The organism is Kitasatospora sp. NPDC056184 (assembly GCF_042268405.1).
GTDB lineage: Bacteria > Actinomycetota > Actinomycetes > Streptomycetales > Streptomycetaceae > Kitasatospora.
In genome coordinates this window covers 138,544-159,319 of the sequence record NZ_JBHJUI010000017.1, presented here as the reverse complement: position 1 = coordinate 159,319, position 20,776 = coordinate 138,544, and the positions used below count along the sequence as shown (strand labels likewise).

The window sequence follows — 20,776 nt, the reverse complement described above, 5'->3', positions numbered from 1 at the left end:
TGGGGCGGGGGGGGGGGGCGGGGCCGCCCCCCCGGGACGCGCGCCCCGCGCGGCGGCCCCGCGGCCCCCCGGGGGGCGGCCCCGGGCCTCCGTGCTCCGGGCGCCGCCCTCCCGGGGCGCGTCAGGGGGTGAGGACCAGCTTGCCGAAGACGTCGCCCGCGGCCAGCCGGGCGAGCGCGTCCGGCGCCCCGGCCAGCGGCAGCACCGAGTCGATCACCGGCCGGACACCGGTGGTGGCGCAGAACGAGAGCAGCCCGGCCAGCTCCTCCTTGGTGCCCATGGTCGAGCCGACCACCTTCAGCTCCAGGAAGAAGATCCGGTTCAGCTCGGCCGCCGGCGGGTTGGGGCCCGAGGTGGCACCGGAGATGACGATCGTGCCGCCCGGGCGGAGCGACTTCACCGAGTGCGACCAGGTGGCCGCGCCGACCGTCTCCATCACCGCGTCCACCCGCTCGGGCAGCCGCGCCCCGCTCGGGAAGGCCGCGTCGGCGCCCAGCTCCACCGCCCGGGCGCGCTTGGCCTCGTCCCGGCCGGTCACCCAGACCCGCAGGCCCGCCGCCTTGGCGAGGACCACCAGCGCGGTGGACACCCCGCCGCCGGCGCCCTGCACCAGCACGGTGTCACCGGGCTTCACCCCGGCGTTGGTGAACAGCATCCGATAGGCCGTCAGCCACGCGGTGGGCAGGCAGGCGGCCTCCTCGAAGGAGAGCCCGGCGGGCTTGGGCAGCAGGTTCCAGGTGGGGACGGCCACCCGCTGGGCGAAGGTGCCCTGGTAGCGCTCGGTCAGGATCGAGCGCGGCTCGTCCGGGCCGACCCCGTGCCCGCTCTGGCCGATCACGGAGTGCAGGACCACCTCGTTGCCGTGCTCGTCGACGCCGGCCGCGTCGCAGCCGAGGATCATCGGCAGCTTCTCCGCGGGCAGGCCGACCCCGCGCAGCGACCAGAGGTCGTGGTGGTTCAGGCTGGCGGCCCGGACGGTGACCACGCTCCACCCGGGGCGGGCCTCCGGCTCGGGGCGCTCGCCCAGCTCCAGCCCGCCCAGCGGGTCGTCGGCGTCGATTCGTGCGGCGTAGGCAGCAAACATGCCCCGGACGATAGCCAGAACGCCCCGGGCCCGGAACAACGCGAAGCTGTGACGCGTGTCCCGGGGCTGTGACCCCCCTGAGCCGCCGGGCGCTCCGACCCGCTGCCGGCGCTCGTACCCCGCCGGCCGTTCGTCGCTCTCGGCAGCGGCACGCCCTTCGGCCCAGAGGGGGGCCACGGTCCTCCGCAGGGCTACCGGCGGGCGACGCCCTCGGCGCGGGCGGCCTCGGCGACGGCCTTGCTGACGGCCGGCGCGACCCGCTCGTCGAACGGCGAGGGGATGACCTTCTGCGGCGTCAGCTCGTCCGCCACCACGCCGGCCAGCGCCTTGGCGGCGGCCAGCTTCATGCCCTCGGTGATCCGGGTGGCCCGGACCTGCAGCGCGCCCGCGAAGATGCCCGGGAAGGCCAGCACGTTGTTGATCTGGTTCGGGAAGTCGCTGCGCCCGGTGGCCACCACGGCCGCGTACTTGTGCGCGACCTCGGGGTGGATCTCCGGGTTCGGGTTGGCCATGGCGAAGACGAACGCGCCCTCGGCCATGGTCGCGACGACCTCCTCCGGCACGGTGCCGCCGGAGACGCCGATGAAGACGTCGGCGCCGGCCAGCGCGTCGGCCAGGCTGCCCTCGATGCCGGTGCGGTTGGTCAGCCCGGCGATCTCCGCCTTGACGTCCGTGAGGTCCCCGCGGCCCTCGTGCACCACGCCCTTGCGGTCGCAGACGGCCACGTCGCCGATGCCGGCGGCCAGCAGCATCTTGGCGATGGCGATGCCGGCCGCGCCGGCGCCGGAGATGACGGCCCGCAGCGCGCCGATCTCCCGGCCGGTCACCTTGGCCGCGTTCCAGAGCGCGGCGGTGGTGACGATGGCGGTGCCGTGCTGGTCGTCGTGGAAGACCGGGATGTCCAGGGCCTCCTGGAGCCGGCGCTCGATCTCGAAGCAGCGCGGGGCGGAGATGTCCTCCAGGTTGACGCCGCCGAAGGAGGGGGCCAGCCGGACCACCGTCTCGACGATCTCGTCCACCCCGGTGCAGGCCAGCGCGATCGGCACCGCGTCCACGCCGCCGAACTGCTTGAACAGGATCGCCTTGCCCTCCATGACGGGCAGCGAGGCCTCCGGACCGATGTCACCGAGGCCCAGCACGGCGGTGCCGTCGGTGACCACGGCCACCGTGTTGGCCTTCCAGGTGTAGTCGTTCACCAGCTCGGGCTGCTCGGCGATGGCGGTGCAGACGCGCGCGACACCGGGGGTGTAGGCGAGGGACAGGTCGTCCGCGTCGCGCACCGGGACGGTCGCCCGGACCTCCATCTTGCCGCCGCGGTGGAGCGCGAACACGGCGTCGACCGGATCGTCGGTGTCCTGGGTAGTGCTGTGGATGATCTCCGCTGCCACGATGACCTCTTCGTCATTGATCGAGCGAGGACACCCGGCCGACGGAGCGGACGACCCGGCCGCCCACCGGCATCCGGTGACCGTTGGCCGGTAACCGGAACCCGGGAACGCCGAAGCGTCCCCGGGGAGGACTGGGTCGGGGCGCCGCCGTCGGACGAGCGCCCTCGGATGAGGGTTTATGGATTTGTCTGCGTTGGTCCGCGCTGTGCTTCCGGGCCGAGCGTAGGTCGGACGAGGGCATCGCACCCATGCCTTTTCGTCCAAGTCACATGGTTGTCATACGCCTCACAGCCACCTGGCAGCACCAGGCGCCGTGAGAACCGGGCCCCGGCTACGGCAATGGCGAACGCGCACGCGCACTCGCAGGAGTGAACGCAGACACGGAGGGAGGCCGGTGCCTCGGATACGGAGTCGTCGTCCTGGACTTCCGTTCCTGCGCACCCCGAGCCTGTTTGCGGCCCGGCGGTCTGGTTCGAGCGTCGGGGATCACCCGGTACCGAATTCTGACACACCCGGCCACGGGCCCGGCAGGTCGGGATGGGAGGATCCGTTCTTCCGCCATCTCGCGTACACCTCCGCGACGCCGCGGCGCCTCTCCCTCCCTCCCACAGGAGCAACCGATGCACCACCGTGCACAGTCCCGCCGGCCGACCGTCGCCGCGCTCGCCCTCGCCACCGCCGGAGGGCTGCTGCTGAGCGGCTGCGGCGGCGGCGACGGGACCGCGGCCCAGGACCCGGTCCAGGAGCTCCGGGCGCAGCTCCCGAAGGCCCAGCAGTCCGCCAAGGTGCTCCGCATCGGCATGGACGTCAACTACCCGCCGGTCGAGTTCCGGGGCGCCGACGGCAAGCCGGACGGCCTGGACCCGGACATCGCCGCGGCGCTCGGCCGGATCCTGGACCTGCGGATCGAGTACGTCGACACCCCCTTCGACAAGCTCCTGCCGGATCTCCACAGCAAGCAGTACGACGTGGTGATGTCCGCGCTCAGCGACGTCCGCCAGCGCCGGGAGGGCGTGGACGAGACCGGCAAGGCGACCGGCCAGGCGGTGGACTTCGTCGACTACTTCATCGCCGGCACCTCGATGGTGGTCGCCAAGGGCAACCCGAAGGGCATCCGCACCCTGGACGACCTCTGCGGCAAGACCGTCGCGGTGCAGTCCGGCACCACCCAGGACGAGATCGTCGCCCGCCAGGTCACCGCCTGCACCCGGGCCGGCAAGCCGCTCACCGTGCACAAGTTCGACACCGACGCCAAGGCGCTGGCCGAGGTGGCCGCCGGCACCGCGCAGGTGGGCCTGAACGACTCCCCGGTGGCCGCCCACGCGGCGAGGAACACCGACGGCGGCAACCGCTTCGAGGTGGCCGGCTCGCAGTCCCGCTCCAACCCGTACGGGATCGCGCTGCGCAAGGAGGACACCGAGCTGCGCGACGTGCTGGCGAAGGCGGTCGACCAGCTGATCCGCAGCGGCGAGTACGACAAGATCCTCGCCAAGTGGAACGTCACCGCGGGCGCGGCCCAGAACGCGGTGGTCAACGGGGGCATCTGAGCGGGTCCGGGCCGGACACCGGGCGGGGTCCGGCCCGTCGCGCGGCAGACCACAGGGCGCACTGCATACCTATGCACAGAGTGACAGGGACACGGTATTCGTCCGAATAGCGGACAGCGTGCCCCCTCGTTATCCGATTTTGATCTGAATCAGGGCCACCCGACCGTCCTCAGATGGCAGGATTCCCCCCATCTCGGATCGAGCCGGCCACTGGTCGAGGCGGTTCGGTCGACGCCCACCTCGGCGGACGGTGGCGGAGACGCAGTACCCGGATCCACCCCTGTACCCGGAACCACCCCTGCGCAGCTCTCCCAGCCCCACCCGTACAGCGCCGTACGGCTCTGCTGCCCCTGCACGCCGCTCCCCCGCGGCTCCCCGCCCGACCTCTCCCTCAGGAGGAGATCCCCCATGACCGTCCGTACCCAGCGCACCCGCCTCCTCGCCACCGCGGCGGTGCTCGCGTCCGCGTCGCTCGTGCTGACCGCCTGCGGCAGCAGCAAGTCCTCCTCCAACGGCGGTGCCGCCGGCGCCAATCCGAGCGCCAGCGTCGCGGCCGTGACCGCCGACCCGGCCCTGGCCCCGCTGGTCCCGGCCGACGTCAAGGGCTCGGGCAAGCTCATCGTCGCCGCCGACGCCTCCTACGCGCCCAACGAGTTCAAGGACGACAAGGGCAACATCGTCGGCCTGGACGTCGACCTCGCCGACGCGATCGCCAAGAAGCTCGGCCTGACCGCCGACGTGCAGAACGCCGACTTCACCTCGATCATCCCGGGCATCACCGCGAAGAAGTACCAGCTCGGCATGAGCTCCTTCACCGACACCAAGGAGCGCGAGCAGACCGTCGACATGGTCACCTACTTCACCGCCGGCAGCGCCGTCGCCGTGAAGAAGGGCAACCCGGACAAGATCGACCCGAAGGACCTCTGCGGCAAGAAGGTCGCCGTCCAGACCGGCACCACCCAGGCCCAGGAGATCACCGACGTCCGCAACCCGGACTGCGCCAAGGCCGGCAAGCCGGCCATCCCCAACGACGGCGACAAGTTCACCCTGCAGACCGACGTGACCACCGCGCTGGTCTCCGGCCGCGACCAGGTGATGATGGCCGACTCCCCGGTCGTCGACTACGCGATCAAGCAGACCAACGGCCAGCTGGAGAAGCTCGGCGAGACCTACGACAGCGCGCCCTACGGCGTCATCGTCGACAAGGGCTCGCCGCTGGCCCAGGCCGTCCAGGGCGCCGTCCAGTCGCTGATCGCCGACGGCACCTACAAGCAGATCCTGGCCAAGTGGGGCGTCGAGGCCGGCGCGATCGAGAAGTCCGAGATCAACGCCGCCAAGAGCTGACCCCCCGCTCCACCACACCCCCTGAGGCCCCAAGGTGAAATCTTCCGAGCAGGGGGCGGTGACATCGCGACGGCCCGAGACCATCAAGGCCGTCCCGGTCCGCCACCCCGGACGCTGGGCCGGAGCCGCCGTCATCGCCGTCCTCGCGGCGATGCTGCTCCACGCCCTGATCTTCAACCCCGCGTTCCAGTGGGACGTCGTCAAGGACACGCTGCAGAACGAGCAGATCCTCCGCGGCATCGTCACGACCCTGGAGCTGACCGCCCTGTCCATGCTGATGGGCGTGGCCGGCGGTGTGCTCCTCGCGATCATGCGGCTCTCGCCGAACCCGCTGCTGTCGGGAACGGCCTGGTTCTACATCTGGGTCTTCCGCGGCACCCCCGTCCTGGTCCAGCTGGTGTTCTGGAACTTCCTGGGCGCCCTCTGGCCGAGGCTCTCGATCGGCGTCCCGTTCGGTCCCGAGTTCTGGTCCGAGTCGACCAACACCCTGATCCCCACCTTCACCGCCGCCCTGCTCGGCCTCGGCCTCAACGAGGCGGCGTACATGGCGGAGATCGTCCGCGGCGGCATCCAGTCCGTGGACGAGGGGCAGACCGAGGCCGCCCACGCCCTGGGCATGAGCCGCGCGGCCGCGCTGCGCCGGATCGTGCTCCCCCAGGCGATGCGGGTCATCATCCCGCCGACCGGCAACGAGACCATCTCGATGCTGAAGACCACCTCGCTGGTCCAGGTCATCTCGCTGTCCGAGCTGTTCACCGCCGGCCACGACATCTACTCGCGGACCTTCCAGACCATCCCGGTCCTCGTCGCGGTCAGCATCTACTACCTGCTCATGACCTCGATCCTCACGATCGGGCAGTACTACATCGAACGGCACTACGCTCGTGGTGCGAACCGGACGCTGCCGCCCACCCCGATCCAGCGGCTGCGGCTGCTGTTCGGCGGCAGGCCCGCCCCGAAGGCCAAGAACGACGTGGTCCCCGGACTCGAGGGAGGCGGCCACGTATGACCGACCTGACCAAGACCCCCGCCGACGCCCGCCCCGGCGGCCCCATGGTGAAGGCCGAGGCCGTCCACAAGTCGTACGGCCAGGTCGAGGTGCTCAAGGGCATCGACCTGGAGGTCAAGCAGAACGAGGTCTTCTGCCTCGTCGGCCCGTCCGGCTCCGGCAAGTCGACCTTCCTGCGCTGCATCAACCACCTGGAGAAGATCAACGGCGGCCGCCTCTGGGTCGACGGCGAGCTGGTCGGCTACCAGCAGCGGGGCGACAAGCTCTACGAGCTCAAGGACCGCGAGGTCGCGCTCAAGCGGCGGGACATCGGCATGGTGTTCCAGCGCTTCAACCTCTTCCCGCACATGACCGCGGTGGAGAACGTCATGGAGGCGCCGGTCCAGGTCCGGCGGGAGTCCAAGGCCGAGGCGAGGGAGCGCGCCATGGCCCTGCTGGAGCGGGTCGGCCTGGCCGCGAAGGCCGGGAGCTACCCCTCCCAGCTCTCCGGCGGCCAGCAGCAGCGGGTGGCCATCGCCCGGGCGCTGGCCATGAAGCCCAAGCTGATGCTGTTCGACGAGCCGACCTCGGCGCTCGACCCCGAGCTGGTCGGCGAGGTGCTCGACGTCATGCGCGGGCTCGCCGAGGAGGGGATGACCATGATCGTGGTGACCCACGAGATGGGCTTCGCCCGCGAGGTCGGCGACGCGCTGGTGTTCATGGACGGCGGCGTGGTCGTCGAGTCCGGCAACCCCCGCGAGGTCCTCACCAACCCCCGGCACGAGCGCACCCGCGCCTTCCTCTCCAAGGTGCTCTGAGCGCACCGCTCCGCGGCGCCCGGCAGGCCGGTCCTGCCGGGCGCCGCCGCTTTCCCGCATTCGCCCTTCGGGTAATAGGCTTGGGGCAATAAGCCTGTTACCGATCTCTGGAAGGACCACCGTGGAGCTCGCCTCGTACGCCGATCTGGCCGTCCGGCTGGTGAACACCGAGGAACCCGGGCGCGGCACCGACTCGCTGACCTCGGTGGACGCGGTGCGCGGCCTGTTCTCGGACGCCGCCCGGGCCCGCGACCTCGCCGACGAGTCCGACCTGCCCCGGCTGCGGGCCGTCCGCACCCGGCTGCGCGGGGTCTTCGAGGCCGCCGCCGAGGGCGAGGAGATCCGCAGCGTCGACCTGCTGAACAGCCTGCTGATGGAGTTCCCGGTCAGCCCGCTGGTCTCCGGCCACGACTACCTGGACGAGGCCGGCCGGCCCCGCTGGCACCTGCACCTCGCCGACAACTCCCCCACCGCCACCGCGCACTTCAGCGCCGTCGCCTGCATGGGCCTGGCGGTCCACCTGACCGAGCTGGGCGCCGACCGGCTCGGCATCTGCCAGGCCGCGCCCTGCCGCAACGCCTACCTGGACACCTCCACCAACCGCTCCCGCCGGTACTGCTCGGACCGCTGCGCCACCCGCGCCAACGTCGCCGCCTACCGCGCCCGCAAGCGCCTGGAGGCCGCCGCCGCGGCCGGGAACCCGGCGGAGTAGGCCCGTCAGGAGCCCGGCAGCTCCTCCGGACGCACCCAGACGCCGAGGCGGCGGGCCAGCCCGGGGACCCGGGCCAGCGGGCCGGAGAGCAGCAGCCGCTCCAGCCGGGGGCCGGGCGCCAGCCAGGCCGGGCGCGGGCGCAGCCGCAGCAGCACCCGGCCGAGCACCAGCTCGTCCGGGACCGCGCCGTAGCTGCGGCTGTCGCTGTCCACCGGCCGGTTGTCGGAGAGCAGCCACCAGCCCTTGGACCGCCGGCCGTCGGCCCGCTTCACCACCAGCAGGTTCTGCTGGAACGGGTGGCGGAAGACCACCACCGCGCCGGGCCGGATCCGCGCGCCGTACCGCACCAGCAGCTGGTCGCCGTCGCGCAGGGTCGGCACCATCGAGTCCCCCGCCACGTCGATCAGCCCGAACGGCGCGCCGCCCGCCGGGGCTCCGTCCTCCGGTTCCTCCGGATCCGCGCTCCGTGCCACGACTCCTCCTCCTGGCCCGTGTCCCGCCGCGTCCCGCGGTCGCACACCAGTCTGCCGCACGGACCGTCACCCGCCGATGTCCGGATTCACCCGGTTCCGGCTCCGCCTTTTGCCCTAGGCCCGCCGCCCGGCCGAGAAACCGCAGGACCCGAGGGGTAACCTCGGGCGCGGGAAGACGATCTAAGGAAGGACTCCCCATGCTCTCTCGTCTGTTCGCCCCGCGTGCCACCGCCCACGCCCACTGCGACCTGCCCTGCGGCGTGTACGACCCGGCCCAGGCCCGCCTTGAGGCCGAGTCCGTCAAGGCCACCCAGGAGAAGTACCAGGCCAACGAGGACCCGCACTTCCGCGCCCGCGCCGTCATCATCAAGGAGCAGCGCGCCGAGGCCGTCAAGCACCACATCTCGGTGCTGTGGAGCGACTACTTCAAGGCCCCGCACTTCGAGAAGTACCCGCAGCTGCACCAGCTCGTCAACGACACCCTGAAGGCCGCCTCGGCCGCCAAGGCGTCCACCGACCCGGCCACCGGCCAGGCGCTGCTCGACCTCATCGCCGAGGTCGACAAGATCTTCTGGGAGACCAAGCAGGGCTGATCCCCGCACACTCCCGCCGAGCGCCCCCGTCCGCACCCCGGACGGGGGCGCTCGCGTGTGTCCGTCGCCACAGCCCGGCCGGTAAGGGTTGCCTGACCTCAGTGCTTGTTATGCTGCCAGGGCGTCCCGAGGGGGAAGCCGGTGCGAATCCGGCGCTGACCCGCAACGGTAAACGGTGCCCCGCGCCCCGTGAGCCCGATCGCCCGAGGACGCCGACCTCCCGACAACTCGCCGTGGACTGCGAGGGGATGGCGCCCCGGCGGAGCCGTGCCCGGGCGCGCCGCCCCGCGCCCTCCCCGGCCCGAGGCAAGGCGCGCCACAGTGAGCAGCACCGCGACCGCACCGGTCACCGACGCGGCCCCACCCGGCCCGCGCAGGACACCCGCCGTACCGCTGGCCGCCGTCCTCGCGGCGGCGCTGCTCGTCTCGCTGGTCTGCACCGTCGCCGTCGGCTCCTCCGGACTCGGCTGGAGCCAGGTCCTGCGGCTGCTGCGCGCCGGGCTGACGGGCGGTCGGCTGGAGGCCGACGAGGCCGCCGCCTACGCGATCGTCTGGGAGATCCGGCTGCCGCGCGCCGTGCTGGCCGCCGTGGTCGGCGCCGGACTCGCCGCCACCGGGGTCGCCGTCCAGGCGATGGTCCGCAACGCGCTCGCCGACCCCTTCGTGCTCGGCATCTCCTCCGGCGCCTCGGTCGGCGCCAACGCCGTGCTGATGCTGGGCGCCTTCGCCTCGCTCGGCGTCTGGGCGATCTCCGTCTCCGCCTTCGCCGCCGCCCTGCTCGCCATGGTGCTGGTCTACCTGACGGCCCGTACCGCCCACGGGCTCACCCCGCTGCGGCTGGTGCTCACCGGCACCGCGATGTCCTACGGCTTCTCCGCGCTGACGGCGCTGATGGTCTTCGCCGCCGCCCGCGGCGAGGCCGCCCGCTCCGCCATGATGTGGCTGCTCGGCAGCCTCGGCGGCGCGACCTGGGGCTCGGTGCCGATCGCCGCCGCCACCGTGCTGGCCGGCCTGGCCCACCTGGCCTGCTCCGCCGGGCGGCTGGACGCGCTGGCGATGGGCGACGAGACGGCCGCCTCGCTCGGCGTGGACCCGGACCGGCTGCGCCGCGAGCTGTTCGTGGTCACCGCGGCCGTCACCGGCACCGTGGTCGCGGTCAGCGGGGCGATCGGCTTCGTCGGGCTGATGGTCCCGCACCTGGTGCGGATGCTGGTCGGCGCCGGCCACCGCCGGGTGCTGCTGGTCGCCCCGCTCGCCGGGGCGCTGCTGCTGGTCTGGGTGGACATCGTCTCCCGCACCCTGCTGGCACCCGCCGAGCTGCCGATCGGCGTGGTCACCGCGGCCGTCGGGGTGCCGTGCTTCCTGCTGCTGATGCGCCGCCGCGGCTACTCCTTCGGCGGTGGCCGGTGACCGCCCCCGCCACCACCGCCGCCGGCCCCGCCGCGCTGGACCTCGCCGTCGACCGGGTCTCGGTCGACCTGGCCGGCGTCCGGCTGGTCCACGACGTCACGCTGGGCGCCGCCGCCGGCCAGGTGGTCGGCCTGATCGGCCCGAACGGCAGCGGCAAGTCCACCCTGCTGCGCTGCGTCTACCGGGCGCTGCGGCCCGCCGCCGGCGCCGTCCTGCTGGGCGGCGAGGACCTGCACGCGCTCGCCCCCCGCGAGGCCGCCCGGCGGGTGGCGGCGCTGCCGCAGGAGCACTCCGCCGAGTTCGACTTCACCGTGGCCGAGGTGGTCGGCATGGGCCGGCTGCCGCACCGGCGCGGCGCCCTGGCCGGGCCCTCCGCCGGGGACGAGGAGCGCTGCGCCGGGGCCCTGCGCCGGGTCGGCGCCGCGCACCTGGCCGCCCGGGGCTTCCTGAGCCTGTCCGGCGGCGAGAAGCAGCGGGTGCTGATCGCCCGCGCGCTGGTCCAGGAGCCCAAGGTGCTGGTCCTCGACGAGCCGACCAACCACCTGGACATCGCCCACCAGCTGGAGGTGCTGTCGCTGGTCCGCGAGGCCGGGCCGACGGTGCTCACCGCGCTGCACGACCTCAATCTGGCGGCCGGGCACTGCGACCTGCTCCACGTGATCGCGGACGGCCGGATCGTCGCCTCCGGGCCGCCCGCCGAGGTGCTCCGGCCGGAGCTGCTGGCCGAGGTGTTCAAGGTCCGCGCGACGCCCGTGCGGCACCCGGTCACCGGCGCCGTCCAGCTGCTCCTCGACCGCCTGCCGTGACCCCCCGCTCCCCCGCCCCGACCGCCCCGCCCCCGAGGATCCCCATGCGCACCAAGGCCGTTGCCGCCGCCGCCCTGCTCGCCCTCGCGCTCACCGGCTGCGGCGCCGAGATCGCCCCGAGCGGCGACGGCGCCGCCACCGCCTCCGCCCACTACCCGGTGACCGTCGTCAACTGCGGCACCGAGGTCACCTTCAAGGAGAAGCCGGCCCGCACCGTCACCAACGACGTCGGCATCACCGAGCTGATGTTCGCGCTCGGCCTGGAGGACCGGATGGCCGGCTACGTGATGCCCGACGACAAGGGCCAGGTGGACAAGGTCGCCTGGAAGGACGGCTACCAGCGGGCCAAGTGGCTCTCCAAGGACCGGATCGGCAAGGAGACCGTGCTGGACGCCAAGGCCGACCTGGTGGTCGACGGCTGGCACTACGGCTTCGACGAGGGCCGGGGCTTCACCCCGGAGGCGCTGTCCGGCCTGGGCATCGGCTCCTACGTGCTGACCGAGTCCTGCCGCAGCGGCAAGGGCGCCGAGCGCGGGGTGATGTCCCCGCTGGACGCGCTGTACACCGACCTCGTCAACCTGGGCGAGATCTTCGACGTCCGGGACCGGGCCGACAAGCTGGTCGCCGACTTCAAGGCGCAGATCGCCGCCGTCCCCGAGCCCGCCCACCGCCCGGGCGTCTTCCTGTACGACAGCGGCGAGGACAAGCCGTACACCTCGGGCCGCTTCGCCGCCCCGGAGGAGATCATCGCCAAGGCCGGCGGCCGGAACGTGATGGGCGACGTCGCCGACTCCTGGACCACCGTGGGCTGGGAGAGCGTGGTCCAGCGCGACCCCGAGGTGATCGTGATCAACAACTACGGCACCCCGGACGCCGAGGCGAAGCGGAGGTTCCTGAAGTCCTTCCCGCCGCTGGCCGGCGTCTCGGCCGTCCGCAACGACCGGATCTTCGTGCTCGACTACGTCGACCTGGTCGAGAGCCCGCGCAACCCGGCCGCGATCACCGCCCTGGCGGAGTACCTGCGGACCGTCCCGGCCCGCTGAGCCGGGCCCGTCCGGCCGCCGCTCCGGCACGCTCCTCCGGCCGGTTCCGACGGGCGTACGCTCAACAGTACGAGCCGACGGAACCGACCGGAGGAGCGAGAACATGACCACCATGGCCGCACCGTCCGCCTTCGACGTCCGGGCCCTGCGCGAGGGCATCGAGCGCGCCGACGCCCGGGCCCTGCTGGCGCTCTACGCGGACGACGCCGAACTGCGCGTGGTCGACCGCAAGACCCAGCCCAGCCACCCCCTGGTGATGCACGGCCGGGACGAGATCGGCGCGATGCTGGACGACCTCTACGCCCGCGAGATGAGCCACACCCTGGAACAGGTGGTGGTCCAGACGGACCGCCTCGCCTTCCTGGAGTCCTGCCGCTACCCGGACGGGATCCGGGTGCTGGTCAGCTCCACCGCCGAGCTGCGCGACGGGCGGATCGTCGACCAGACCTCCGTCCAGGCCTGGGACGAGAACGAACCGGCCCAGTAGGCTCGGAGTCATGATCCGCACCACCCTCCCCGCCGATGTCCCCGTCGTCCACGCCATGATCCGCGAGCTCGCGGAGTACGAGAAGGCCCTCCACGAGGTGGTCGCCACCGAGGAGCAGCTGCACGGCGCGCTCTTCGGACCCGCCCCCGCGCTGTTCGGCCTGATCGCCGAGGACGACACCACCGGCGAGCCGGTCGGCTTCGCGCTCTGGTTCCTCAACTACTCGACCTGGCGCGGCACCCACGGGATCTACCTGGAGGACCTCTACGTCCGCCCGACCGCGCGCGGCGGCGGCCACGGCAAGGCCCTGCTGCTGGAACTCGCCCGGATCGCCGTCGAGCGCGGCTACTCCCGGATGGAGTGGTCGGTGCTGGACTGGAACACCCCCTCGATCAACTTCTACAAGTCGCTCGGCGCCGAGCCGATGGACGGGTGGACCGTCTACCGCCTGACCGGGGACGCGCTCACCGCCGCCGGCACCCGCTGAGACCGGCGCGCGGACAGCGCGCGCAGGAGGCGCGCAGGGGCCTCGTCCGGACCACTGCCACCCTGTGTCGCGATGCCTTACCATGAGTGACTCCCGCACCGGGGCAGGAACGCGGTAACGTCTCGGGCGGACGGCGGCGTCCGGCCACCCCCCGAGGGGTATGACCGGTACGTACCGCACCACCCCTCTGGACAGTTGGGGCGAAGCAGTTGAGCCAAGCAACAGACAGTGCCGCGGCCACCGGCCCGGAAGCACAGCGCGTCACCCAGGAGGTGAGGGTGTCCCAGATCGACGGCGAGCCCGGAGTGCAGGACTTCGTGGAGGTCCGGCTGCCCGCGGCCGGGGCCTACCTCTCGGTCCTGCGGACGGCCACGGCGGGCCTCGCGGCCCGGCTGGACTTCACGCTGGACGAGATCGAGGACCTGCGCATCGCGGTCGACGAGGCCTGCGCCATCCTCCTCCAGCAGGCCGTCCCCGGGTCGGTCCTCTCCTGCGAGTTCCGACTGGTCGGCGACTCCCTGAAGGTGATCGTCTCGGCACCCACCACCGACGGCCGGGCGCCCGAACGGGACACCTTCGCGTGGACGGTGCTCTCCGCGCTCGCGGGCGAGGTCGAGTCCGCGGTCGCCGAGGACAGGACCGTGTCGATCAGCCTGCACAAGAAGCGCGGCGGCCCAGCCGCCCACTAGGTCCGCCGCGGCAGCGCGGCAGCAGCACCGAACAAGGGCCGTCCGCCCGGCACCACCGGGCCGGACGGACGGCTCCCGGTACCGCCCCCACCCGGCGGTACGACCAACGAGACGAACCGGGACCGACGGTCCCGGTGCTCCCGGAACGGAACGGGGGAATGGCCGTGAGTGATCTGGACCGTACCGGCCTCGCGACGGCGGGCCCTGCCGTACCGACCCAGGCGAGCGTTCCCGGCCTCGCCGCCAACGACGAAGCGCACCCGAAGGACGCCCACCGGATGAGCCAGCCGACCGAGCCGACGCCCCAGTCGTCGCCCGATCCGTCGCCCCCGCCCGTGCCGTCGGCCGCGGACCGCCCGGACGCCGCAGACCTCCCGGACGCCGGGGACACCCAGGACCCGGCGGCCGCCCCGGACGCCGGGAACGCCGCCGGGGCGGGCGAGGCGCTGCGCGCGGCGGTGCCCGCCCAGGGCCCGCAGCGCTCCGGCGCACCGGACCGCGAGGCGGCCCGGGCCCTGTTCGTACGGCTCTCGGCGCTGCCCGAGGGCTCCCCGGAGCGCGTCGAGCTGCGCAATCAGCTGGTGCGCATGCACATCCCGCTGGTCGAGCACCTGGCCCGGCGGTTCCGCAACCGGGGCGAGCCGCTGGACGACCTGACCCAGGTCGCCACCATCGGGCTGATCAAGTCGGTGGACCGGTTCGACCACGAGCGCGGGGTCGAGTTCTCCACCTACGCCACGCCGACCATCGTCGGCGAGATCAAGCGGCACTTCCGGGACAAGGGCTGGGCGGTCCGGGTGCCGCGCCGGCTCCAGGAGCTGCGGCTGTCGCTGACCACGGCGACCAGCGAGCTCTCCCAGCGGCACGGCCGCTCCCCCACGGTGCACGAGCTGGCCGAGCACCTGGGGATCTCCGAGGAGGACGTCCTGGAGGGGCTGGAGTCCGCCAACGCGTACTCCACGCTGTCGCTGGACGTGCCGGACAGCGACGACGAGTCGCCGGCCGTCGCGGACACCCTGGGCGCCACCGACGAGGCGCTGGAGGGCGTCGAGTACCGCGAGTCCCTCAAGCCGCTGCTGGCCCAACTACCGCCCCGCGAGCAGAAGATCCTGGTGCTGCGGTTCTTCCGGAACATGACGCAGTCGCAGATCGCCGCCGAGGTGGGCATCTCGCAGATGCACGTGTCCCGGCTGCTCGCCCGGACGCTGGCGCAGCTGCGGGAGAAGCTCCTCGTGGAGGAGTAGGCCCGGGAAGACGACTGACGGCCGCTCAGCGGCGGCCGTCCGGTCGTGAAGGTCGTGCGGAAGCGGCGGTCCTCCGCGCTCAGCCCTCGTGCGGAGCGTAGAGGGCCGCCGTCGCCTTCGGGCTGAGCAGCGCGCCGATGCCGACCAGGCCGAGCAGGCCGACGCCCACGCCGACCCCGGCCATCGCCCCGCCGCTCTGCCACATGTAGTACGCCACCGGCAGGCAGATCGAGTTGGTCAGCACGGCGGGGCTGCGGCCCCAGCGGCGGCCCTTGAGCAGCGCCCGGGCGGCCAGCAGCGGCAGCACGCCGAGCATCACGATCACCAGGCCGCCGAACTCGTTCAGGGCGAGCTGCTTGGACTGGCCGGACAGGGCGGCGACCATGTCCCAGACGCCGACGACGGCCAGCGCGGCGCCCTCCACGGCGGTGATGGCGGCGCCCAGGGCGAGGGCGGCCGGCCGGTCGGCGCCGGGCGCGGGTACGGGTGCGGAGGATTCTGCGGTCACTCCAGCAGGGTAGCCGCCGGTCGGTCCGTACCGACCCGTAGGCTGGGCCCATGCGCGCTCTCCTGGTCGTCAACCCGAAAGCGACCACCACCAGCGGTCGCACCCGGGACGTCCTGATCCACGCCCTGCGGAGCGACCTCAAGCTGGAGGTGGCGCAGACCGAGTACCGCGGCCACGCGCGCGACCTGGCCCGCGAGGCGGTGGAGGACGGCGCGGTCGACCTGGTGGTGGCGCTGGGCGGGGACGGCACCGTCAACGAGGTGGTCAACGGACTGCTCGCGCACGGCCCGGGCGACCGGGTCCCGCGGCTGGCCGTGGTCCCCGGCGGGTCGACCAATGTGTTCGCCCGCGCGCTGGGCCTGCCGAACGACCCGGTGGAGGCGACCGGCGCCCTGCTGGACGCCCTGGAGCACCGGCGCGAGCGGCCGATCGGGCTCGGCAAGGCGATGACCGACGGGCTGCCGGACCGCTGGTTCACCTTCACCGCCGGCCTGGGCTTCGACGCCGGAGTGGTCGGCCGGGTCGAGGAGCAGCGCCGGGCGGGACGCAAGTCCACCCACGCGCTCTACGTCACCCAGGCGCTCCGCCACTTCGTCACCCAGCGTGAGCAGCGCAGATCAGGCCCGGTCTCACTGCTGCTCGCGGGCCGCGAGCCCGTGCCGGGCCTGGCGCTGGCGATAGTCAGCAACACCTCGCCGTGGACGTTCCTGGGCAACCGCCCCGTCTACCCCTCTCCGCGCGCCTCCTTCGACGCGGATCTCGACGTCTTCGGCATCACTCGGATGACGGCGTTCGGCATCGCTCGAACGGTCCGTCAGATCCTGCGGTCGCACGGTCCTTCGAGCAACAAGCCCGCGCCGACCGGCCCTTCCGGGAAGCATGTCGTCTCCTATCACGACGTCCGCCACTTCACCTTGGTTTCGGAGGAACCGGTCCCGTTCCAGGTCGACGGCGACCACCTTGGATCCAGGAGTCGCGTCAGTTTCACAGGCGTACGGCGGGCACTGCGTGTGATTGTGTGACTAGAAGGGCCATTCCTCCTTCTTCTCGAACGCACAAGCCCCCTTCACTCCATAGAAGTACTGGCTGTGAGCTAGGCGACACCGAAGAATCCAAAATTCCTCCCTGAAGGGGGTTGTATCCGGGCCCGAGGTTTGCGAACCTCTACATGGCGATCGGGACACATCGCAGCGACGGCAACCCTCGAAACCTGGGGGGCCGACCGCGGGGTGTCCCTCGAATCGCGCGAATCCCTCCCCAGCACAGACCTCCCGGGCCCGGTGGGCCTTTGGTCTCTTTTGCTGTTGCGGGATTCGTGAAAGCGTTCACATTCACAAGGACCATCGATGTGCCGATCGGGCAACCCCCGCCGGCAGGAGGAGTTGGACGACCATGGACTGGCGCCACCGCGCTGTCTGCCGCGAAGAGGACCCGGAGCTGTTCTTCCCGATCGGGAACACCGGTCCTGCTCTGCTGCAGATCGAGGAAGCCAAGGCCGTGTGCCGCCGCTGTCCGGTCATGGAGCAGTGCCTCCAGTGGGCCCTCGAGACCGGCCAGGACGCCGGCGTCTGGGGCGGCATGAGCGAGGACGAGCGCCGCGCCATGAAGCGCCGTGCCGCCCGCAACCGCGCCCGCACCGCCTGATCACACGCCGTAGTACCAGCAGTAACCGCAGCACCGATCAACACATGATCACAGGCTTCCCCTGCACCTCCTGGTGAAGCCTTCCGCACAAAGGGCCTTGCTCGACGAGGCCCCGCGACACCCGCCCGCCCAGCCACTTGATACTGTTCACTTAGAGCAATATTGTGGAGCTGTGGCGCTCACCGTGTGCAACGCACCGGCTGGTGTCGCACCACTCAGAGCCCCCGTTCCGGCCGACTCCCCCCGACGGCCGGAACGGGTTGAGAGGCCCTGTCGACCCACCCCCCCCCGGTCGACAGGGCCTCGTTTCTGTTTCTCCGGCCTGTTCTTCTCCGGTCCGCGCCTCCGGGTGAAGCCGTTGGTGCGAAGAAGCGTGCGCCCGGCGCTTCCAGCGGACGCACGCCCCCTCTGCGCTTCCGCGCCTCAGCGCACCGGGATCTCCAGGATCACCTTGGTGCCGCCGTTCGGGCCGGCCACCATGTCGAAGGTGCCGCCCAGCTCCCCGGTGGCCAGGGTCCGGACGATCTGCAGCCCGAGGTTGCCCGCCTGCTGCGGGTCGAAGCCCTCCGGCATGCCCTTGCCGTCGTCCTGCACCGTGATCAGCAGGTACTCCTCCGGCCGGGCCCCGCCGTTCCAGCTGTCCGACCAGCCCATGCCGGTGGCCGGCGCCCGCCCGCGCAGCGCGCTGACCTCCAGGTTGCCGGAGGCGCTCGGGCCGAAGGCGTGCTCCAGCGCGTTCTGCAGCAGCTCGGTCAGCACCATCGCCAGCGGGGTGGCCACCTCGGCGGAGAGGATGCCGAAGCTGCCGCTGCGGCGGGTCGCCACCCGGCCGTCCTGGGACAGCTCCATCACCATGGCCAGCACCCGGTCGGCGATCTCGTCGAAGGCCACCTGCTCGTCCAGCGCCTGGGAGAGGGTCTCGTGCACGATCGCGATCGAGCCGACCCGGCGCACCGCCTCGTCGAGCGCGGCCCGGCCGGACTCGGACTCCATCCGGCGGGACTGCAGGCGCAGCAGCGCGGCGACGGTCTGCAGGTTGTTCTTCACCCGGTGGTGGATCTCCCGGATGGTGGCGTCCTTGGTCATCAGCTCGCGGTCGCGCCGGCGCAGCTCGGTGACGTCCCGGCAGAGCACCAGGGAGCCGGTCAGGGTGCCCTTGGGCTTGAGCGGGATGGCCCGCAGGGTGACCACGCCGCCCTGGGCCTCGATCTCGGTCTGCCGGGGGGCCCAGCCGCTGGCCAGCTTCACCAGCGCCTCGTGCACGGCGGCCCGGGAGGGCGGGGCGAGGTCGGCGGTGGTCCGGCCGAGGTGACTGCCGACCAGGTCGGTGGTGAGGCCGAGCCGGTGGTAGGCGGAGAGCGCGTTGGGACTGGCGTAGGTGACGACGCCGTCGGCGTCGAGGCGGATGAGGCCGTCGCCGACCCGCGGCGCGGCGTCCATGTCGGCCTGCTCGACGCCGGGGTAGGGGAAGGTGCCGGCGGCGATCATCTGGGCGAGGTCGGAGGCGCTCTGCAGGTAGGTGAGCTCCAGCCGGCTGGGGGTGCGCACGGTCAGCAGGTTGGTGTTGCGGGCGATCACGCCGAGCACCTTGCCCTCGCGCCGCACCGGGATGGACTCGACCCGGACCGGCACCTCCTCGCGCCACTCCGGGTCGCCCTCGCGCACGATCCGCCCCTCGTCGTAGGCGGCGTCCAGCAGCGGCCGGCGGCCGCGCGGGACGAGGTGGCCGACCATGTCGTCCTGGTAGGAGGTGGGACCGGTGTTGGGCCGCATCTGGGCGACCGAGACGTAGCGGATGCCGTCCCAGGTGGGGATCCAGAGCACCAGGTCGGCGAAGGACAGGTCGGAGAGCAGCTGCCACTCCGAGACCAGCATGTGCAGCCACTCCACATCGGCACCGGTCAGGGTCGTGTGGCGGCGGACGAGTTCGTTCAGCGAGGGCACAGGGCGAGCGTAGCCCCAGGGGCGTGCGGACGGGCCCCGCGTACCCCCGGCGACGTGCGGCGCGCACCCCTCCCCCAAGTTGTCCAGACCAATTTTCGGGGAGGCCTGGACAACCCAGATTGGTCTAGTCCACAATGAAAGGGCACCAAGGAGAGGCACCCGCGCAACTGCCCTGACCGCGCGATGCCGCTCCTCGGTCGGACGCCGCCGAACGAGGACCCCGCACAGTTCTCGATCGTCACCGGCGCCCGACGACAGCTCCGGGCCGCGGAGCCGCATGGGTTGAGGGTCCCGTGTCGGCGCCGTGGCCCGTAGTGTTTCCCGGACCCGGTTCCGCCCCGCGGGCCGGAGGAGACCGGAAACCGGCGGAGAACGGCCGAGCCCCCGTCCACAGGCTGTGGACGGGGGCTCGTGCGTCGCGGGGCGCGTCAGTGGGTCTCGGTGACCTTGGCGAGCGCGCGGGGGGCGTCCGGGTCCTGGCCGCGGGCGATGGTGACCTCGTAGGCCAGCAGCTGCAGCGGCAGGATCTCCAGGATCGGCTGCACCTCCTCGGGCACGCCGGCCGGCAGCGCGAAGCCCGCCGAGGCCGCCTCGACCTGCGCCTGCTGGCCGACCACGACCAGGTCGGCGCCGCGGCCGCGCAGGCGGTCCAGGACCGGCTGCAGGGCCTCGCCGCCCTTGCCGTCCGGGACGATCGCGATGACCGGGGAGACGTTGTCGACCATGGCCAGCGGGCCGTGCAGCAGGTCGGCGCCGGAGAACGGGGAGGCCGGGATGTAGGTGGTCTCCATGAGCTTCAGCGCCGCCTCGCGGGCGGTCGGGTAGCCGTAGCCGCGCGAGGTGATGACCAGGCGCTGGGCGAAGCGGTAGCGCTCGGCCAGGGCCTTGACCTCGTCCTGGCGGGCCAGGATGCCGGACGCCAGCTCCGGCAGGCCCTTGGCGGCCGCGCCGTCGCCGCCGCGCAGGCCCTCGATCAGCAGGTAGAGGGCGAGCAGCTCGGCGGTGTAGGTCTTGGTGGCGGGCAGCGCCTTCTCCGGGCCGGCCAGCACGTCGATGTGGAACTCGGAGACCTCGGCCAGCGGCGAACCGGCGTTGTTGGTCACCGCCAGGGTGATCGCACCGGCCTCGCGGGCCGCCTTGGTGGAGGCGACGAGGTCCGGCGAGCCGCCCGACTGGCTGACCGTGATCACCAGCACGTCGGTCAGGTCCGGCTTGGCGCCGTAGGCGGTGGTGGTGGACATCGAGGTCAGGCCGGCCGGCTTGCCCAGCAGGATCTCGATCAGGTACTTGGCGTACAGCGCGGCGTTGTCCGAGGTGCCCCGCGCGGTCAGGAGGACGAACCGCGGCTTGCGGGCGGCGATCCGGGACGCGATCTCGAAGATCTTGGGGGCGCCCTCGTCGAGGATGCGCTGCAGGACGGCCGGCTGCTCGGCCATCTCCGCCGCCATGATCCGGCCAGGGACGGTCTGCGTGTCGGACATCGTGTGGGGCCTCCGATGAGATGGTTCCACCCCGGCCGGACGGGAATGCCCGGCGGGGACCTCTACGGCGGCGAGTCCGCACACTC

Annotated in this window: 21 protein-coding genes and 1 riboswitch; of the genes, 15 read left to right on the top strand and 6 right to left on the bottom strand. The window is 72.4% G+C overall.

The window, feature by feature from the left end; translation table 11 throughout:
• Positions 1-121: 121 nt before the first annotated feature.
• On the bottom strand, positions 122-1,084 hold the full coding sequence (locus ACFC0B_RS29115) for a zinc-binding dehydrogenase (RefSeq protein WP_376092115.1): 963 nt from the start codon (positions 1,082-1,084) through the stop codon (positions 122-124).
• A 191-nt stretch (positions 1,085-1,275) separates the two neighbouring features.
• Positions 1,276-2,472 (bottom strand): NADP-dependent malic enzyme, encoded by a 1,197-nt coding sequence (locus ACFC0B_RS29110; RefSeq protein ID WP_376092112.1) that lies wholly within the window; start codon positions 2,470-2,472, stop codon positions 1,276-1,278.
• Positions 2,473-3,092: 620 nt separating this feature from the next.
• Between ACFC0B_RS29110 and ACFC0B_RS29105 the strand changes: the two genes are divergently transcribed.
• The 5 genes from ACFC0B_RS29105 to ACFC0B_RS29085 all read left to right on the top strand — a co-directional run bounded on the left by ACFC0B_RS29105 (position 3,093) and on the right by ACFC0B_RS29085 (position 7,881).
• On the top strand, positions 3,093-4,019 hold the full coding sequence (locus ACFC0B_RS29105; protein ID WP_376092109.1) for an ABC transporter substrate-binding protein: 927 nt from the start codon (positions 3,093-3,095) through the stop codon (positions 4,017-4,019).
• 408 nt (positions 4,020-4,427) lie between these two features.
• A complete protein-coding gene (locus ACFC0B_RS29100; protein ID WP_376092106.1) occupies positions 4,428-5,363 on the top strand; it encodes an ABC transporter substrate-binding protein in 936 nt (311 codons plus the stop codon).
• 58 nt (positions 5,364-5,421) lie between these two features.
• Positions 5,422-6,372, top strand: coding sequence for an amino acid ABC transporter permease (locus ACFC0B_RS29095; RefSeq protein ID WP_376092103.1), 951 nt, complete (start codon positions 5,422-5,424; stop codon positions 6,370-6,372).
• The gene (locus ACFC0B_RS29090; protein ID WP_376092100.1) at positions 6,369-7,169 is read left to right on the top strand and encodes an amino acid ABC transporter ATP-binding protein; all 801 of its coding nucleotides are present in this window, start codon (positions 6,369-6,371) and stop codon (positions 7,167-7,169) included. The genes ACFC0B_RS29095 and ACFC0B_RS29090 overlap by 4 nt, the downstream gene beginning before the upstream one ends.
• A 121-nt stretch (positions 7,170-7,290) precedes the next feature.
• A complete protein-coding gene (locus ACFC0B_RS29085; RefSeq protein ID WP_376092097.1) occupies positions 7,291-7,881 on the top strand; it encodes a CGNR zinc finger domain-containing protein in 591 nt (196 codons plus the stop codon).
• A gap of 5 nt (positions 7,882-7,886) precedes the next feature.
• Here the strand turns inward: ACFC0B_RS29085 and sodX are convergent, their stop codons facing one another.
• Positions 7,887-8,264, bottom strand: coding sequence for a nickel-type superoxide dismutase maturation protease (gene sodX, locus ACFC0B_RS29080; RefSeq protein ID WP_376092188.1), 378 nt, complete (start codon positions 8,262-8,264; stop codon positions 7,887-7,889).
• A gap of 287 nt (positions 8,265-8,551) precedes the next feature.
• Between sodX and sodN the strand changes: the two genes are divergently transcribed.
• The 8 genes from sodN to ACFC0B_RS29040 all read left to right on the top strand — a co-directional run bounded on the left by sodN (position 8,552) and on the right by ACFC0B_RS29040 (position 15,113).
• Complete coding sequence (sodN, locus tag ACFC0B_RS29075; protein WP_376092094.1) at positions 8,552-8,947, top strand: superoxide dismutase, Ni; 396 nt, start codon at positions 8,552-8,554, stop codon at positions 8,945-8,947.
• Between the two features lie 129 nt (positions 8,948-9,076).
• Positions 9,077-9,152, top strand: a riboswitch (cobalamin riboswitch).
• Positions 9,153-9,268: 116 nt separating this feature from the next.
• Positions 9,269-10,357 (top strand): FecCD family ABC transporter permease, encoded by a 1,089-nt coding sequence (locus ACFC0B_RS29070; protein WP_376092091.1) that lies wholly within the window; start codon positions 9,269-9,271, stop codon positions 10,355-10,357.
• A gap of 35 nt (positions 10,358-10,392) precedes the next feature.
• A complete protein-coding gene (locus tag ACFC0B_RS29065) occupies positions 10,393-11,163 on the top strand; it encodes an ABC transporter ATP-binding protein (RefSeq protein WP_376092185.1) in 771 nt (256 codons plus the stop codon).
• 44 nt (positions 11,164-11,207) lie between these two features.
• Positions 11,208-12,206, top strand: coding sequence for an ABC transporter substrate-binding protein (locus ACFC0B_RS29060; RefSeq protein ID WP_376092088.1), 999 nt, complete (start codon positions 11,208-11,210; stop codon positions 12,204-12,206).
• 103 nt (positions 12,207-12,309) lie between these two features.
• Positions 12,310-12,693, top strand: a complete 384-nt coding sequence (locus ACFC0B_RS29055; protein ID WP_376092085.1) for a nuclear transport factor 2 family protein — start codon at positions 12,310-12,312, stop codon at positions 12,691-12,693.
• Positions 12,694-12,703: 10 nt separating this feature from the next.
• Positions 12,704-13,180 carry a GNAT family N-acetyltransferase gene (locus ACFC0B_RS29050; RefSeq protein ID WP_376092082.1) on the top strand — a complete coding sequence of 159 codons (477 nt, stop codon included), beginning with the start codon at positions 12,704-12,706 and terminating at the stop codon, positions 13,178-13,180.
• Positions 13,181-13,458: 278 nt separating this feature from the next.
• Positions 13,459-13,869, top strand: coding sequence for an anti-sigma regulatory factor (locus tag ACFC0B_RS29045; protein ID WP_376092079.1), 411 nt, complete (start codon positions 13,459-13,461; stop codon positions 13,867-13,869).
• Between the two features lie 164 nt (positions 13,870-14,033).
• Entirely contained in the window at positions 14,034-15,113 is a 1,080-nt protein-coding gene (locus ACFC0B_RS29040; RefSeq protein ID WP_376092076.1) for an RNA polymerase sigma factor SigF, read from the top strand.
• A 79-nt stretch (positions 15,114-15,192) separates the two neighbouring features.
• On the opposite strand, the gene ACFC0B_RS29035 is transcribed toward ACFC0B_RS29040, so the two are convergent.
• Positions 15,193-15,621, bottom strand: a complete 429-nt coding sequence (locus tag ACFC0B_RS29035; RefSeq protein ID WP_376092073.1) for a hypothetical protein — start codon at positions 15,619-15,621, stop codon at positions 15,193-15,195.
• 50 nt (positions 15,622-15,671) lie between these two features.
• On the opposite strand from ACFC0B_RS29035, the gene ACFC0B_RS29030 reads away from it, so the two are divergent.
• Both ACFC0B_RS29030 and ACFC0B_RS29025 read left to right on the top strand, forming a co-directional pair.
• Entirely contained in the window at positions 15,672-16,643 is a 972-nt protein-coding gene (locus ACFC0B_RS29030) for a diacylglycerol/lipid kinase family protein (RefSeq protein WP_376092070.1), read from the top strand.
• Between the two features lie 370 nt (positions 16,644-17,013).
• Complete coding sequence (locus tag ACFC0B_RS29025; RefSeq protein ID WP_014138019.1) at positions 17,014-17,265, top strand: WhiB family transcriptional regulator; 252 nt, start codon at positions 17,014-17,016, stop codon at positions 17,263-17,265.
• A gap of 423 nt (positions 17,266-17,688) precedes the next feature.
• Here the strand turns inward: ACFC0B_RS29025 and ACFC0B_RS29020 are convergent, their stop codons facing one another.
• Positions 17,689-19,209, bottom strand: coding sequence for a sensor histidine kinase (locus tag ACFC0B_RS29020; RefSeq protein ID WP_376092067.1), 1,521 nt, complete (start codon positions 19,207-19,209; stop codon positions 17,689-17,691).
• Between the two features lie 428 nt (positions 19,210-19,637).
• Entirely contained in the window at positions 19,638-20,690 is a 1,053-nt protein-coding gene (locus tag ACFC0B_RS29015; RefSeq protein ID WP_376092064.1) for an SIS domain-containing protein, read from the bottom strand.
• Between the last annotated feature and the right edge of the window lie 86 nt (positions 20,691-20,776).

Bases quoted from the DNA above. Each gene is read 5' to 3' on its own strand.
- ACFC0B_RS29090 (WP_376092100.1), top strand. From the start codon at position 6,369: ATGACCGACCTGACCAAGACCCCCGCCGACGCCCGCCCCGGCGGCCCC.
- ACFC0B_RS29025 (WP_014138019.1), top strand. From the start codon at position 17,014: ATGGACTGGCGCCACCGCGCTGTCTGCCGCGAAGAGGACCCGGAGCTG.
- ACFC0B_RS29030 (WP_376092070.1), top strand. From the start codon at position 15,672: ATGCGCGCTCTCCTGGTCGTCAACCCGAAAGCGACCACCACCAGCGGT.
- sodX (WP_376092188.1), bottom strand. From the start codon at position 8,264: ATGGTGCCGACCCTGCGCGACGGCGACCAGCTGCTGGTGCGGTACGGC.
- ACFC0B_RS29105 (WP_376092109.1), top strand. From the start codon at position 3,093: ATGCACCACCGTGCACAGTCCCGCCGGCCGACCGTCGCCGCGCTCGCC.
- ACFC0B_RS29115 (WP_376092115.1), bottom strand. From the start codon at position 1,084: ATGTTTGCTGCCTACGCCGCACGAATCGACGCCGACGACCCGCTGGGC.
- ACFC0B_RS29100 (WP_376092106.1), top strand. From the start codon at position 4,428: ATGACCGTCCGTACCCAGCGCACCCGCCTCCTCGCCACCGCGGCGGTG.
- ACFC0B_RS29015 (WP_376092064.1), bottom strand. From the start codon at position 20,690: ATGTCCGACACGCAGACCGTCCCTGGCCGGATCATGGCGGCGGAGATG.
- ACFC0B_RS29050 (WP_376092082.1), top strand. From the start codon at position 12,704: ATGATCCGCACCACCCTCCCCGCCGATGTCCCCGTCGTCCACGCCATG.
- sodN (WP_376092094.1), top strand. From the start codon at position 8,552: ATGCTCTCTCGTCTGTTCGCCCCGCGTGCCACCGCCCACGCCCACTGC.
- ACFC0B_RS29060 (WP_376092088.1), top strand. From the start codon at position 11,208: ATGCGCACCAAGGCCGTTGCCGCCGCCGCCCTGCTCGCCCTCGCGCTC.
- ACFC0B_RS29055 (WP_376092085.1), top strand. From the start codon at position 12,310: ATGACCACCATGGCCGCACCGTCCGCCTTCGACGTCCGGGCCCTGCGC.